Source organism: Devosia epidermidihirudinis (assembly GCF_000971295.1).
In the GTDB taxonomy this organism is placed as follows: domain Bacteria; phylum Pseudomonadota; class Alphaproteobacteria; order Rhizobiales; family Devosiaceae; genus Devosia; species Devosia epidermidihirudinis.
In genome coordinates this window covers 92,214-107,454 of sequence record NZ_LANJ01000012.1, presented here as the reverse complement: position 1 = coordinate 107,454, position 15,241 = coordinate 92,214, and the positions used below count along the sequence as shown (strand labels likewise).

The 15,241-nt window shown below is 60.7% G+C and carries 12 protein-coding genes; 7 read left to right on the top strand and 5 right to left on the bottom strand.

Going from position 1 to position 15,241, the window contains the following annotated elements:
* Positions 1-3: 3 nt before the first annotated feature.
* Together aroQ and WH87_RS07515 are read right to left on the bottom strand one after the other, a co-directional pair.
* Complete coding sequence (aroQ, locus tag WH87_RS07520; protein WP_046140403.1) at positions 4-441, bottom strand: type II 3-dehydroquinate dehydratase; 438 nt, start codon at positions 439-441, stop codon at positions 4-6.
* 92 nt (positions 442-533) lie between these two features.
* Positions 534-1,409 (bottom strand): DsbA family protein, encoded by an 876-nt coding sequence (locus tag WH87_RS07515; protein ID WP_052726588.1) that lies wholly within the window; start codon positions 1,407-1,409, stop codon positions 534-536.
* Between the two features lie 159 nt (positions 1,410-1,568).
* Here WH87_RS07515 and WH87_RS07510 point away from each other — a divergent pair, with 159 nt between their 5' ends.
* Both WH87_RS07510 and WH87_RS07505 read left to right on the top strand, forming a co-directional pair.
* Positions 1,569-2,714 carry a pyridoxal phosphate-dependent aminotransferase gene (locus WH87_RS07510; RefSeq protein ID WP_046140264.1) on the top strand — a complete coding sequence of 382 codons (1,146 nt, stop codon included), beginning with the start codon at positions 1,569-1,571 and terminating at the stop codon, positions 2,712-2,714.
* 10 nt (positions 2,715-2,724) lie between these two features.
* On the top strand, positions 2,725-3,237 hold the full coding sequence (locus tag WH87_RS07505; protein WP_046140263.1) for a GNAT family N-acetyltransferase: 513 nt from the start codon (positions 2,725-2,727) through the stop codon (positions 3,235-3,237).
* Between the two features lie 11 nt (positions 3,238-3,248).
* On the opposite strand, the gene WH87_RS07500 is transcribed toward WH87_RS07505, so the two are convergent.
* From WH87_RS07500 to WH87_RS07490, 3 genes are all read right to left on the bottom strand, one after another.
* Entirely contained in the window at positions 3,249-3,623 is a 375-nt protein-coding gene (locus WH87_RS07500; RefSeq protein ID WP_046140401.1) for a VOC family protein, read from the bottom strand.
* A 61-nt stretch (positions 3,624-3,684) separates the two neighbouring features.
* Positions 3,685-4,377, bottom strand: a complete 693-nt coding sequence (locus WH87_RS07495; protein ID WP_046140262.1) for a helix-turn-helix transcriptional regulator — start codon at positions 4,375-4,377, stop codon at positions 3,685-3,687.
* Between the two features lie 48 nt (positions 4,378-4,425).
* Positions 4,426-7,146: an Rne/Rng family ribonuclease gene (locus WH87_RS07490; RefSeq protein WP_046140261.1), complete on the bottom strand. Its 2,721-nt coding sequence runs from the start codon at positions 7,144-7,146 to the stop codon at positions 4,426-4,428.
* 613 nt (positions 7,147-7,759) lie between these two features.
* On the opposite strand from WH87_RS07490, the gene WH87_RS07485 reads away from it, so the two are divergent.
* The 5 genes from WH87_RS07485 (at position 7,760) to prfB (ending at position 15,235) form a co-directional block, all read left to right on the top strand.
* Positions 7,760-8,998, top strand: a complete 1,239-nt coding sequence (locus tag WH87_RS07485; protein WP_197410747.1) for an N-acetylmuramoyl-L-alanine amidase — start codon at positions 7,760-7,762, stop codon at positions 8,996-8,998.
* Between the two features lie 183 nt (positions 8,999-9,181).
* Complete coding sequence (locus WH87_RS07480) at positions 9,182-11,659, top strand: penicillin-binding protein 1A (RefSeq protein ID WP_082092550.1); 2,478 nt, start codon at positions 9,182-9,184, stop codon at positions 11,657-11,659.
* Positions 11,660-12,154, top strand: a complete 495-nt coding sequence (locus tag WH87_RS07475; protein WP_046140260.1) for a peptide deformylase — start codon at positions 11,660-11,662, stop codon at positions 12,152-12,154.
* Positions 12,155-12,248: 94 nt separating this feature from the next.
* The gene (locus tag WH87_RS07470; RefSeq protein ID WP_052726586.1) at positions 12,249-14,033 is read left to right on the top strand and encodes a methyl-accepting chemotaxis protein; all 1,785 of its coding nucleotides are present in this window, start codon (positions 12,249-12,251) and stop codon (positions 14,031-14,033) included.
* Between the two features lie 79 nt (positions 14,034-14,112).
* Positions 14,113-15,235, top strand: a protein-coding gene (gene prfB / locus WH87_RS07465; RefSeq protein WP_156458150.1) for a peptide chain release factor 2 whose coding sequence is annotated in 2 segments (ribosomal slippage) — positions 14,113-14,181 and positions 14,183-15,235 — 1,122 coding nt in all. Because the reading frame shifts where the segments join, the coding sequence is not laid out codon by codon here.
* Positions 15,236-15,241 lie beyond the last annotated feature (6 nt).

Genomic DNA, 15,241 nt, shown 5'->3' with positions numbered 1-15,241 from the left:
TCGTTATTTGAGTCTCTCAGCGAGGGCTGTCAGTGCCATCCTATACCCGGTCGCGCCAAAGCCGCAAATGACGCCAAAGGCGACGGCTGACACGTAGGAATGATGACGAAACGCTTCGCGCTGATGGATATTGCTGAGGTGAACTTCGGCCACAGGCAGGCCAGCCGCCTTGAGGGCGTCGTGGATCGCCACCGAAGTATGGGAATATGCCGCCGGATTGATGAGAATCGCATCGGCAGATTCACGGGCCTGCTGAATCCAGGTGACCAATTCACCTTCGTGATTGGATTGCCGGAAATCAACGCTCAGGCCGACTTCCGCGGCTGTCTCGGCGCAGAGCGCCTCAATATCCTTTAGCGTCAAGGCGCCATAGATATCGGGCTCGCGTACACCGAGCATGTTGAGGTTCGGGCCATTGAGGACGAGAACGCGCTTTACCATGATTTTTGCCTTGTGCACCGGCCCCTTGGACCGGCGCAAGTCCGGTTATACGAAATGCACCGAAAAGGCAAAAAACTCGGCAAAATTAGGGCCTAACCGCCGCAGGTTGTTTCGCCACAGTCGCGCATATTGGCGATACGTGTCCGCAGCTCGTTGATGCCGATGGCACCGGGAATGATTTCGTTACCGATGATGTAGGTCGGCGTGCCGGTGATGTTGAGCGCTTTGGCGATCTGGTAGGACGTCTGGATACGCTTGGAAACCGGCTCAGTGCCCATCTGCAGCTCAAGGCTCACCGGGCTCAGGCCGAGCTTGCCGGCAGCGTCCAACGCGGCCTTTTTGCCCACCTGACCACGGCTGGTGAACAGCTCTTCGTGGAAGCTCCAGTAATCCACGTCGGCTTCGCCAACCAGTACAGCGACGCGGGCGGCGTCGATGGATTCGTTGGAGAGAATCGGGAACTCCTTGAGCACCACGCGCAGGTTTGGATCTTCCGCGAGCAGGGTCGCCAGATCGGGTAGGGCAGTGCGGCAATAGCCGCAATTGTAGTCAAAGAACTCGACCAGCGTCACATCGCCATCCGGATTGCCGAGCACGACCTGACCGGGGTCGTTGAAAATCAGATCGCGCATGGCGGCGATAGCGGCGGTCGATTTGCCACGCTCTTCCGCGCGCAAGGTGGATTCAAGAGCCACCGACATGCGCTGCAAAACCTTGGGGTCGCTCATCAGGTACGCTTCGATCAGCGGATTGATCGTGTCAGCGCTGATAGCCGCGACGTCCTGCGTCGGCGCCGCTGCGGGCGCATCGGCGGCGCGCTTGGCGTCATATTGGGTAATCGCCTGATCGATCATGGCCTGCACGGCGACGCTATCGGTCTGGGGCGCTGGTTTGTTGAGCACGGAATAGCCGAGTGCGCCGGCCAGAATGCCCACGAGGGCGACGAGAGCGAGGGTGACGCGAGACATGAAGATGTGGGCTCCGGCTGTAGATCAGTGCATGGCTTCTAGCAGACATGCATTGGGATTAGCAGCCAGCAATGGACATCGGTTTGCCCTGAGGATCAATTGTTGTTGAGAGCCACCGCTTAAGGCGTTAGGCGAAGTGGCTCAGCAAGGAATTAGACGATGACCGAACTGCCCGCCGATGGCCTGATGCCGTTTCATGCCATGGAGATTCTCAAGCGCGCCAAGGCGATTGAAGCGAGCGGGCGCACCGTCTGTCATCTCGAAGTGGGCGAGCCCGGCTCCCCTCCTGCACCCAAGGTGATCGAGGCCGTCGCTCGGGCGTTGCCCAATGCGCAGGGCTACACCAATGCCAAAGGTCTGGCCGAGTTGCGCGACGGGTTGGTCGATTACTATGCGACCCAGCACCGTGTGACCGTCGACGCCGATGCCGTTCTTTGCACCATGGGGTCTTCGGCGGGCTTTATCATTGCCTTCCATACGGCTTTCCGCCCCGGTGCCCGCATCGCCATCACGCGCCCCGGCTATCCGGCCTATGTGAACACGCTGCTTGGCCTCGGCTTCGGCATTGCAGAGATTCCGCTGACCGCAGAGAACGACTGGAAGCTCACCGGCGCAGACATTGCCGTCGCTCATGCCGAAAACCCATTCGATGGCCTGTTGTTTGCCAGCCCGGCCAATCCCACCGGCGCTGCAGTTGATCGCGCTCAACTGGCTGACATCATCGCCACCTGCAAGCGCCTCGGTGTGCGGCTGATTTCCGATGAAATCTATCACGGGCTCGATTATCGTTGCCCCTCGGTGTCAGCGCTGGAGCTGACCGACGATGCCATCATCATCAACAGCTTCTCGAAGTACTATTGCATGACCGGCTGGCGCATCGGCTGGATGGTGCTGCCGCAGGATCTGGTGCGTCGTGCCGAAATCCTGCAGCAGAACCTCTTCATCTCCGCGCCAACGCTGAGCCAGATCGCCGCCACGGTGGCACTGGGCGAACGCGACTATTCTGAGGAGCAGAAGGCAGGCTACGCCGCCAATCGCACGCTCCTCAATGATGGGCTGCATGCGCTCGGCTTTGACATCGGCAATCCGTCCGATGGCGCTTTCTACGCCTATGCGGGCATTGCCAAATTCTCCAACGACGCCCTGCAGTTCTGCGAGACGCTACTCGATCAGGCGGGTGTCGCTGTCACCCCCGGCATCGATTTTGATCGTACCAGCGGCAACGGCTTCGTCCGCTTCTCCTACGCCGGCAAGCGCGAAGCGATCGAGATGGCTCTCGATCGCATGGGCGCGTTTTTGAAGTAGAGGATGAACAATGTCGCTTATTCCCACCCTGCGCACTGAGCGGCTGGTCCTGCGCCCGCCAGTGGTCTCGGACTTTCCGGAATATGCGGCACTGATGGCGTCCGAGCGCGCTGTTTTCATGGGTGGCCCGTTCGATGAACGGGCGGCCTGGGGCATGTTTGCCAGCGATATCGCCATGTGGCCGCTCTATGGCCATGGCGCATTGATGATCGATGTTGCCAGCACGGGGCAATGCGTTGGGCAGGCTGGCATCAATCACGGTCCGCTCTTTCCGGAGAAAGAGCTGGGATGGTTCCTTTATGACGGGCACGAAGGGCAGGGCTTCGCGACCGAAGCTGGCAAAGCCCTGCGGGACTGGGCATTCAGTACGCTCGGACTTAAAACACTGGTGAGCTATTTCGATCCACGGAATCTGCCGTCGATGGCAGTTTCCGCTCGTCTTGGCGGGATGAGGGATCATGGGGCAGCTGTGCCGGACGAGGGCGATATCGTCTATCGCTATCCAGCGCCGCCGCCTCCATAGTGCCACTGCGTTCAGCGTGGGTTGGCGGCAATGGCGAAGACGCGAAGGCGATGCCCGTCCGGGTCCTCGGCGGTGAAGGTGAAGCCGAAATCCATTTGGGTGGGTGTCTGCAGGATGCGCGCGCCCTTCGCGGACCAGTCCTCATAGGTGGCCGTCACGGCTGCATTGTTGTCTTCACTGAAGCCGATCTCGATGCCGCCGGCTGCGCGTGGTGCGGGATCGATCTCGCCCTTGATCCACAGGCCCAGCTTGATGCCATTGGGCAGCACGTAGAGCACGAAGGATGGACTGTTCTCGACGGGTTGGATGCCGAGCAGATTGCTGTAAAACGCGGCGCTGCGGACAGGGTCTGCGACGGCGAGCAGAAGGTAATTGAGGGTACGCATGGTGATCTCCTTTGATGGGGAGAGCATGCGCCCATGAGGTGTCAGTTTCCGGCAGTGGATGTCAGCTCGGCGGCGTAATGTTGTTGCGCGCCCGCCAGTCCTTGAGCATCACCGCACGGCGCTTGGGGTAGCGGATGTCGGTGGTTTCAAGCCGCGTGATGCGGTCGATGCGGAAATGGCGATAGTCCTGCCGCAACTCGCACCAGCCGCCGACAATCCGGGCCTGCTCAAAGAAGCCGATCAAAAACGGCCAGATGGTCCGCTGCGTCTCGTGCCCGTCGAGATCAGCATAGGTGATGATGAGCTTGCGCTCGTCGCGTATGGCGAGGCGGATCAGCCCTGCGTCGATGCTCGCAGGCGGCGGGCCGCCGCGTGCCACCAGTAGATTGGTGGCTTCAGCACGTTCACGCAGCTCTTTAGGCATGACGGCGGTGATCTTGCTCAGGGCCTGCTTGGCCGATTGGCTCAGCCGCGTGTCATCGGAGCGCGCTGCCACCCAGCGGGAGCCCAGCACGATGGCTTCGATCTCATCGGCGGAGAACATCAGTGGCGGCAGCGTGAAGCCGGGGCGCAGGACATAGCCGAGCCCGGGTTCGCCCTCCACGTCGGCACCCTGTGCCTGCAGCGTGGCGATGTCGCGGTAGAGTGTGCGGATCGAAATGCCGAGTTCGGCGGCCAGATCGGGGCCGGTGATGGGTGTGCTGCGGTTGCGCAGCAATTGCAGCAGATCGAGCAGGCGGGCGGTGCGGGACATTGGTCAGCCAAAATGGAAAGGGCGGCCCGAGGGCCGCCCTTGTTAGTTCTAGCCCAGACCGAGGCGGCGCTGCCACCAACCGGCCTTTTTCTTTTCAGGCTCAGCCGTGCCACTTTCGGCGGGCTTTTCGGCGCTCGAGGAAACCACGATGCCTTCGGCTGGCAGTTCCTTTTTCACGCGGCGCGACTTTGGCGCTTCGGCCTCAGCTTCAACCGCAGGAGCGGGGGCTGCAACTTCCGCGACCGGGGCGGGAGCCTCGGCAACTGGAGCGGCTGGCACTTCTGTAACCGACGCGGCTGGTGCGGCTTCTGCTGCCTCCACCGTTTCAGCCTTTGGCTTGCGGGCCCGTGGCTTGCGCTTTGGCTTTTCGTCGGCAGCAGCTTCGGCTGGTGCAGCCTCGGCAGGTGCGGCGGCCTCAACCGGAGCTGGCTCAGCCGAGTCAGCGGTTTCGACAACCTTCTTGCGACGGGTGCGCTTTGGCTTTTCTGCTGGAGCTTCCTCGGCTGCAACAGGAGCAGCTTCAGCAGCAACGTCTTCTACCGGAGCGGCTTCTGCCTGTGCCACTGGGGCCTCGGCAGTCTCGCTGGCGACGACTTCCGTCACACCGGCTTCATCGGAGCCCGAAGCTGGGCGCTCTGCACCCTCTTCGCCATCACGACGGTTGCGGCGGCCACCACGGCGACCGCGACGGCGGCGCTTGCGTGGCTCTTCATCACCGGTTGCTTCGCCAGCAGGACGGGCTGCGGTCTCGTCGCCTTCCTCGTCGTCGCCTTCGTCGGTCGATGCTTCCACATCGCCTTCGACGGCTGCTGGGTTGGCAGCGCGCTGCTGCTGTGGACGCTGACCGTTTTCGTCACCGCGCTCACCACCACGACGGCGGCGACGACGGCGGCGGCGGCCTTCGCCTTCACCGGCTTCAGCAGTGGCGGCTGGACGCTCTTCGCCGTCGGCTTCTGCCTCGTCCTCGATCTCTTCGATCTCGTCTTCGTCAGCATCTTCAATGATGGCGCTGTCGACGCGGACATGCTCGGTGGCACGCTGCTCGGCATAGGCGATGACGCGGGTTTCACCCTTTTCGATGGCGAACTGGTGGCCGGTCATCTTGCTGTCGGCCGAGATGGTGATCGACAGCTGATTGCGGATTTCCAGCGCAGTCAGGGTCTCGCGCTTGAAGTTCAGGATGTAGAGAGCGACGTCGACGGGCACGCGCACGTTGATCGACTGGCCCTGGCGGCGCAGCACGTGATCTTCGATGTGACGCATGATCATCAGCGCCAGCGACTCGACGGAACGGACCAGACCCGTGCCATCGCAGATTGGGCACTTATGGGTCGAGCTTTCGACAACGCCGAAGCGGATACGCTGGCGGCTCATCTCCATCAGACCGAAATGGCTGATGCGGCCAACCTGGATGCGCGCGCGGTCGTCCTTGAGGCAATCCTTGAGCTTGCGCTCGACGGCCCGGTTGGAGCGGTTTTCCATCATATCGATGAAGTCGATGACGATCAGGCCGGCCAGATCGCGCAGGCGAAGCTGGCGGCTGACTTCCTCAGCGGCTTCCAGATTGGTCTGGAGCGCGGTGTCCTCGATATTGTGCTCCTTGGTGGAGCGGCCCGAGTTCACGTCGATGGAGACGAGTGCTTCGGTTGGGTTGATGACGATGTAGCCACCGGAGGGCAGGGTGACCGTTGGCGAGAACATCGAATCAAGCTGGGCTTCGATGCCGTACTTGGAGAACAGCGGCTGATCTTCCTTATACAGAACCACGTTCTTGGCGTGGCTCGGCATGATCATGCGCATGAAGTCCTTGGCCTCGCGGAAGGCGTCATCACCAGCCACGAAGACTTCATCGATTTCTTTGTTGTACAGGTCGCGAATGGTCCGCTTGATCAGCGAGCCTTCCTCATAGACGAGGCACGGCGCCTGGCTCTTCAGAGTCAGTTCGCGCACGCTCTCCCAGAGGCGCATCAGGTATTCGAAGTCGCGCTTGACCTCGGCCTTGGTGCGCGAAGCACCAGCCGTGCGCAGGATGACGCCCATGCCCTGTGGCACTTCCAGGTCGGACGTGATTTCCTTGAGGCGCTTGCGGTCAGCAGCGTTGGTGATCTTGCGGGAGATGCCGCCACCGCGAGCGGTGTTTGGCATCAGAACCGAGTAGCGGCCAGCGAGCGACAGATAAGTGGTGAGAGCTGCGCCCTTATTGCCGCGCTCTTCCTTGACCACCTGAACCAGCATGACCTGGCGGCGCTTGATGACTTCCTGGATCTTGTAGTGACGGCGATTTGGGCTCTGGCGGCGACGCTCTGGTACTTCCTCAAGCGCATCCGCTCCGCCAATCGACTCGACTGGTTCGGAGTTGGCCGGAGCCTGTTCGATGTGGCTTTCGTCGTCGTGATCCTGCGGATCGGCTTCGGCGTCAGGCTCGGTTACGCCTGCAGGCAGCGAGATGTTCTCGTCGACTTCATCTGCATGATCGTCGTCATGCTCTTCGTCAGCCAGCAGCGCTTCCCGGTCAGCAACAGGGATCTGGTAGTAATCGGGGTGAATTTCCGAAAAGGCCAGGAAGCCGTGGCGATTGCCGCCGTATTCGATAAATGCCGCCTGAAGCGAAGGCTCAACGCGCGTGACCTTTGCGAGGTAGATATTGCCCCGCAGCTGGCGGCGGGTCGCCGATTCAAAGTCGAACTCTTCGAGCCTGTTACCCGATGTGACGACAATCCGTGTTTCTTCCGGGTGGATGGCATCCACCAGCATTCTCTTTGTAGCCATAGAAATGAACTCCGCGCTCTCGCGCGCCGACAAGAGGGCGCCGGCGAACCGGCATCCCTGCAATAGCGCTATGCGAGGCGAATGGTTTGAGAGGGGTGGCGCAGGGAACCTCTGCGTTCGACGCGCCGATATGAGTGGTCAGGGCCGGAAGATGCAGCGAAGCAAAGCGGCAATCGGTATGCTCGATCGCGTCGCGTTCTGTTCGCCTGCGGGCCATCTGACCTCTTCCTAGTGGGCCGCCTGCAACGAAATAATTGCCAGCAGCCGTCCGGTCCCATTGAGGACCGAAATTCTTATACGAGGCGCAGGATTGCCGCTTCTGAACTGGGGTCGGGGTATACTCTTCGTCCCTCTCCTCAGCCACTTCCTGCGCCACTATCGATGGCCTGGTGGCCACGTAAACCGGCTTTGCAGGAAGCTTACGCCTCACCCTTAGCGTGTAGGGATGTTGCGTTCGATTGGCAACAGGAAAGTCAAATTGCTCCCATCGCGCGGTTTTGTGTTGGCCATCCTTGGCCCGCCAGACAAATCGCTGCATAACTGCCTTCGCGCCGCAGAATCGCCCGATCTACATGGGATTGCGGCTCAGCAAGATTTAGGGGCCGGTCTGCGCTTGTTCAAATCCCTTCAACACAATGTGCTGCCCGTGCTCGGGTTGCTGGTCGCAATGCTTGGTGCGCCGCTGGCGCAGGAGGCGGCGCCAATTCCGCCTTTGCCCAACGTCATGGATGTCCGGATCTCGGATACGCCAGAGCGGGCGCGGCTCATCATCGATCTGGCGGCAAAGACCGAGTTTGCGCTCGTGTCGCTTGATGATCCCAATCGCCTGGCCATCGATGTGCGTGCTGCAACCTTCTCGGTCCCGGAACCTTCGGGCACGCCTGCAGGCGACGGCATTGTCTCTGCCTATGCGGTGGAGCAGGCAGCGCCCGACCGTGTCCGCACCGTGCTGACCCTGTCGCAGCCCGCCCAAGTGCAGCAGGCCTATGTGCTCGACCCGTTCGAGGGGCAGCCCGCACGATTGGTTGTGGATATCATTCCCGCCACCGCCGAAGAGTTTGCCACCAACGTCGAGACCGATCGCGTGGCTTCGGCCAGCGCGGCATCAGCACCGGTTGCCGCGACGCCAACCCCGGCAGGTGGTTCCGAGCTGCCCGTGGTCACCCGGCCCTTGGTCGTCATCGACCCCGGCCATGGCGGCATTGATAGTGGCGCCGAAGCCGCTGGCGGCATCAAGGAAAAGGACATTGTCCTGTCCTTTGCCCTCAAGCTGCAGGAATTGCTGGTGGCGTCGGATCGCTTCGATGTGGCACTGACCCGCGAGGACGACACTTTTCTGCGCCTTGAAGAGCGAGTGGCTCTGGCGCGCACCAACAAGGCTGATCTCTTCATCTCCATCCACGCCGATAGCTTCCAGCAGCCCGAAATCCGGGGTGCGAGCGTCTATACCCGCGACGAGAACGCCACGGATGTGCTCGACAAGGTTCTGGCCGAGGCCGAGAACAAGACGGACGTGATCGCTGGCTTTGCCATGCCGCAAATGGCGCCGGAGGTGGTTGACATCCTGCTCGATCTGATGCGTCGCGAGATGCGCCACCTGTCCTATATGGCTGCCCGGGCGATCGTGCATCAGCTTGAGCCCAGCGTGGAGCTGCGTCGCTTCCCGATACGGCAGGCCGACTTCTTCGTACTGCAGGCGCCCGATGTGCCGTCGGTTCTGGTGGAGCTGGGTTTCCTCTCCAACGCAACCGACATGGCAAATCTTTTGCGCAGCGACTGGCAGGATCGGACCGCCGATGCGCTGGCGCGGGGTATTTCCACGTATTTTGACGGGCTGAAGGCCCCGGAATGATGTGACATTTCCGTCACCGCCGCGCGCAAGTGGCGGGAACGGTGCGCTATATCTGGCTTGTGATAAACATCGAGCGCGCAGTCTGGTATGATTCCGCGCAAATCACGTCAGCTTCGGTGGAGCTGGCGCTAGCTGTTATTCGGCACCGGGCTTTGCGGACGGCGCTGCGGAGAGACTGACTATATGCTGCGTTTGCTCGGCTGGCTTTTTGGCTTCGGTATGTTCCTGGCCCTGGGTGCGGTCGCTGGTGGCGCGGTCTATTTGACAATGGTCTCGGCAGAACTGCCCGACTACACCGTCCTCAAGGACTACCAGCCGCCTGTTACCACCCGCGTTCACGCGGCCGACGGCACGTTGCTGGCTGAGTTCGCCCGCGAGCGCCGCCTGTTCCAGCCCATCGAGACCGTCCCGCCATTGCTGATCCACGCCTTCCTGTCAGCGGAAGACAAGGACTTCTACAATCATGGCGGCATCGCATTCGACGGTGTCATTCGAGCCGTGCGCGACAACGTGCTAGCCCGTGTCGATGGCAATTCATCCATTCAGGGTGGCGGCTCGTCCATCACTCAGCAGGTCGCCAAGAACTTCCTTTTGACCTCGGAACAGACCTGGGACCGCAAGATCCAGGAAGCGCTGCTCGCTATCCGCATCGAGTCGACCTTCTCCAAGGACCGCATTCTCGAGCTCTATCTCAACGAGATTTTCCTCGGGCTGAACTCCTATGGCGTTGCCGCCGCAGCGCTCAACTATTTCGACAAGGCTCTGTATCAGCTGACGCTCGGCGAGGCCGCCTACATTGCCGCGCTCCCAAAGGGGCCGAACAATTACCACCCCTTCCGTCGCCCGCAGGCCGCTATCGAGCGCCGTAACTGGGTGATCGACCGCATGGTCGAGAATGGCTACGCAACGGCGGCGGAAGCCGCCGAAGCCAAGCAGGAGCCTCTCAACGTCGTCAACCGCACCGGTGGCAGCCAGCTCTATCTGGCCGAGTATTTTACCGAGGAAGTGCGTCGCGAATTGGCCAAGCTCTATGGCGAAGACCAGCTTTACGGCGGCGGCCTGTCGGTGCGCACCACGCTGGAGCCAAAGCTTCAGGAATATGCCCGCCAGGCTTTGATGGACGGGCTGATTTCCTACGATCACGGCAAGGGTTTCCGTGGGCCGGTTGCCAGCATTGAGTTGGGGGAAGACTGGGGCGTCGATGTTTCCAAGATTTCTCCGCTCAGCGACGTACCGGAATGGCAGCTCGCCGTCGTGCTCGAAGTCGAGGGTAACCAGGCCCAGATCGGTCTTCGTCCTGACCGAATGGGTGACGGTGGCGTTGCCAGTGATCGTGTTATCGGAACTTTGGCTGGTCCCGATATCAAATGGGTTTCCAAGCCTGTCCGCGACATTCTTAAAGTAGGGGATGTGATCTATGTATCGCCGGTAACCGGCAAGACGGGCAATTACACCCTTGAGCAGGTGCCCGAGATCGAAGGCGCACTGGTCGCCATGGATCCGCGTACCGGCCGCGTTCTGGCCATGGTCGGCGGTTTTTCTTACGCGATGAGCGAGTTCAACCGCGCCACGCAGGCGCTGCGCCAGCCGGGCTCGTCCTTCAAGCCCATCGTCTACGCCGCCGCGCTCGACAACGGCTATACGCCAGCGTCCGTGGTGCTGGATGCACCCGTCGAAATCCGCAATGGCGACGGCTCGATCTGGCGCCCGGAAAACTACGCGCAACAGTTCTATGGCCCGCAGACGCTTCGTCGCGGCATTGAGCGCAGCCGAAACGTCATGACCGTGCGTCTCGCCAAGGATATCGGCATGCCGCTAGTGGCCGAATATGCCCGCCTGTTCGGCATTTACGACTCGATGCAGCCGGTGCTCGCCATGGCGCTTGGCGCCGGTGAAACCACTGACATGCGCATGACCGCCGCCTACGCCACCATCGCCAATGGCGGCCGCAAGATTGTGCCGACGCTGATCGACCGCGTGCAGGATCGCTATGGCGTCACCGTCTATCGCCATGATCAGCGTGTCTGCCAGGCCTGCGAGGCGACTGAATGGCACGGGCAGGGCGAACCAGCCATTATCGACAATCGCGAGCAGGTGCTCGATCCGATGACGGCCTACCAGATCACCTCGATGATGGAAGGCGTCGTCCAGCGAGGCACTGGCACCGCCGCCAAGGTCCTGAATCGTCCCGTGGCCGGCAAGACCGGCACCACCAATGACTACAAGGATGCCTGGTTCGTTGGCTTCACGCCTGAACTCGCCGTCGGTGTTTATGTCGGTTACGATAAGCCGCGCTCCATGGGCAGCTCGGTTACGGGCGGCTCCTTTGCCGTGCCCATCTTCACCGAATTCATGCAGAAGGCATTGGCCGGCAAGCCCGCTACTGCCTTCGCCGAACCACCCGGCATGACCGACGCCTGGATCAATCCGAATACTGGCGTGAAGGCCTTTGAAGGCGAAGCTTCCATCAAGGAAGCCTTCAAGCCGGGCTCGGGTCCAAACCTGATGACTTCAGTCATCGGCGTCGGCGATATCAATGCTTATGATGCGGCAGTGCGGCAGCAGCAAATGCAGCAACAGTATGAGGGTGGTTATGTCACCCAGCCGAGCGGAAACGGACAGTATCTCGATCCGAATCTGGGTCGTGGCGGCATGTTTTAGATGACGATATTTGTGCGCTATCCCGACGCGGCATTGGCCCAGAAAGCCACGCAGCGTCCGGTCGATGCGCCTATGGTCGAGGTGGGGAAGCGGCTGCTTGGCGCTGCTCAGGACGCTCAGGCCTATGGTTTGGCTGCAGCCCACATTGGCGCCATTGAACCCCTCGTGGTGATTAGCGTCGCGAGCGATACGGCAGAACGGGACTACAGGATATTTTTTAATCCTGAAGTGGTTCATGTCGCTCAAGAAAATTCGACAAGTCCGGAAGGTTCCGTGTCCGCACCAGGCCTGGAAGTGCCTGTTGAGCGTCCGGTTTGGGCCGAAATCGCCTATGATTCTGCCGACGGTGAGCGTCACTCCGAGCGCTTTACGGACTTCGTTGCCCGCGTGGCGTTGCATGAAATAGACCAGATGAACGGCGTGTTTTTTCTCAGCAGAGTGTCCCGCACACGTCGGGAAATGGCACTCAGGAAGCTCCAGAAAAGCGCGCGCTAATACTGTAAAGTGTTGTGGCTATCCGTAAATTTACGGATATTTATACATAGCGCTGCAAACTCCCCGCTAACTAATAAGCAAAGCGGGTTCAAACGTGGTTCAGTTCGTCAGTCGTCGTGAGGCATCCCAGATCGAGGCAGACAGGGCCACGCTGGCTGCGGTTAGTCGGTCGCAGGCCGTTATTGAATTTGCCCTCGACGGGACCATTTTGACGGCGAATGCAAATTTCCTCGCCGCCATGGGTTATGAGCTTTCCGAGATCGTCGGCAAGAACCACAGCATCTTCATGCCGTCGGAAGACCTTGGTAGCGACGGCTATCGGCTGTTCTGGGATCGTCTGCGTTCCGGGCAATACAACGCCGCCGAATACAAGCGCCTTGGCAAGGGTGGCCGCGAAGTCTGGATCCAGGCAAGCTACAATCCCGTCTACAACGGCAAGGGCGAGCTGTTCAAAGTCGTCAAGTTCGCCACGGACGTGACCGCTGCAAAGCTGAAGGCTGCCGATATCAGCGGTCAGCTTGCGGCGATCAGCAAGTCGCAGGCCGTCATCGAGTTCACGACGCAAGGCGAAGTGCTGACCGCCAACGCCAATTTCTGCGATGCTATGGGGTATTCCCTTGAAGAGATTGTGGGGCGACACCACCGCATGTTCGTGGCGCCGGAATTTGCCCGAAGCGAAGAGTATGCGCTGTTCTGGGAGAAGCTTTCCCGGGGGGAGTTCCAGGCCGCTGAGTACTTGCGCATAGGCAAGAGTGGGCGGCGGATCTGGATCCAGGCCACCTACAATCCGATCTTCGACATGAACGGCAAGCCGTTCAAAGTCGTCAAATACGCAACGGACATCACCGGCCGCAAGCTGGCCGTACAGCGGTTGAATGAGGGGCTGGGCTCGCTGGCAGCTGGCGACTTGACCAGCACTATCGACGAGAAATTCGTCGGTGAACTGGAAGAGGTTCGGGGCGCCTACAACACGACGATCGGCAAGTTTGCCGACATCGTCGGCAAAATCCGGGAAACTTCGGGATCTCTGCGGGCGGCAACATCGGAGATCCTCTCCGGTGCCAATGATCTGTCAGAGCGCACGACGCGTCAGGCAACGGCCATCGAAGAAACCTCGGCGACAATGCGGCAGTTGGCAATGACCGTTTCTGACAACGCCAAGCGCGCGGAGACCGCCAGCTCAAAGTCAGCCGTGGTCTCACGCACCGCTGAAGAGACCGGCGCCGTCATGGAAAACGCCAATCTGGCCATGGAGCGGATATCGACCTCGTCGTCGCGGATTTCCAACATCATTGGCTTGATCGACGACATCGCCTTCCAGACCAATCTGCTGGCGCTGAACGCCTCGGTGGAAGCGGCGCGGGCAGGGGATGCGGGCAAGGGATTTGGTGTGGTGGCCGTTGAGGTTCGCCGTCTCGCCCAGTCTGCCGCTGCAGCATCGTCCGAGGTCAAACTGCTGGTCGAGCAGTCGGCGAACGAGGTTCTTGGCGGCAGCCGGCTGGTGGCGGACGCCACATCCAAGCTCCAAACCATGCTCGAGGGCGTGAAAGAGAACGATTCCCTGGTGCAGGGCATTTCTCGCGCCAGCCAGGAGCAGGCGATTGCGATCCAGCAGGTTGGTGCAGCCATTCGGCAGATGGATGAAATGACCCAGCACAATGCCGCGCTGGTGGAAGAAACCAACGCCGCAGTCGAGCAGACCGATGCACAGGCGGTTGATCTGGACCGGACTGTCGAGGTCTTCCTGATCGATACCCCAGTTTCGGCAGCCAAGCGCGTTGAGACGCCACGGCGACGTTCGGAGTCCAGCTACGCCGCCGCCCGAACCTACCTTGTGGATGGTTCGGCGGCCCTCAAAACTGAATGGAACGACTTCTAGGCCATTGCCTTTGCCACTGGCGGGTTGATCCCGCCGGTGGGCTCGTCTACATGAGCCCCAAGCAATGGATGGATAGAAAATGCGTGCGGAAATCGAAAAGACCGTCGCCGAAATCGAGCAGGTTCTGACCCTGCTGAGGAGGCATCTTTGACTGGGATACTGCAGAACTTCGCCTCGACGCGCTAACCGCGCAGACTGAATCACCTGAATTCTGGAACGATCCGGAAAAGGCCCGCGTCACCATGCGCGAGCGCGACGAACTCGACGTGGCGGTCAAATCCGTGCGCGAGCTCGAAGCGGGCATCCGTGACAATGTCGAGTTGATCGAACTTGGCGAAGCCGAGGGCGATGCAGATATCGTCAAGGACGCTGAGGCTGCCCTGCTCGAACTCAAGCAGAATGCGCGTCGCCGCCAGATTGAAACGCTGCTGTCTGGCGAAGTTGACGCCAATGACTGCTACGTCGAAATCCACTCGGGCGCAGGTGGCACCGAGAGTCAGGACTGGGCCAACATGCTGTTGCGCATGTACACCCGCTGGGCCGAGCGTCGGAAGATGAAGGTCGAAGTGCTGGAAATGCACGACGGCGAAGAAGCTGGCATCAAGTCCGCGACCATTCTGGTCAAGGGTCACAATGCCTATGGTTGGCTGAAGACCGAGAGCGGCGTGCATCGTCTGGTGCGCATCAGTCCCTATGATTCGGCCGCGCGTCGCCACACAAGCTTTTCGAGCTGCTGGGTTTACCCGGTGGTCGATGACTCCATCGACATCGAAATCCGCGAAAGCGATCTGAAGGTCGACACCTATCGCGCGTCCGGCGCTGGTGGTCAGCACGTGAACACGACTGACTCGGCCATCCGCATCACCCACGTGCCATCAGGCATCATCGTGGCCTGCCAGCAGGAGCGTAGCCAGCACAAGAACCGCGCAACGGCTATGGCGATGTTGAAATCGCGTCTCTATGAGGCCGAATTGCAGAAGCGCGAAGAGGCGGCAAACGCCCAGGCGGCCAGCAAGACCGATATCGGTTGGGGCCACCAGATCCGCTCCTACGTGCTGCAGCCCTATCAGATGGTCAAGGACCTGCGCACGGGCGTTGAAAGCGGTCAGCCCTCTGTGGTGCTGGATGGTGACGTCGACGACTTCATGGAAGCTGCACTCGCACAACGCGTGGGCGTGGCAACTGACGTCGCTGCGGATTGACGACAG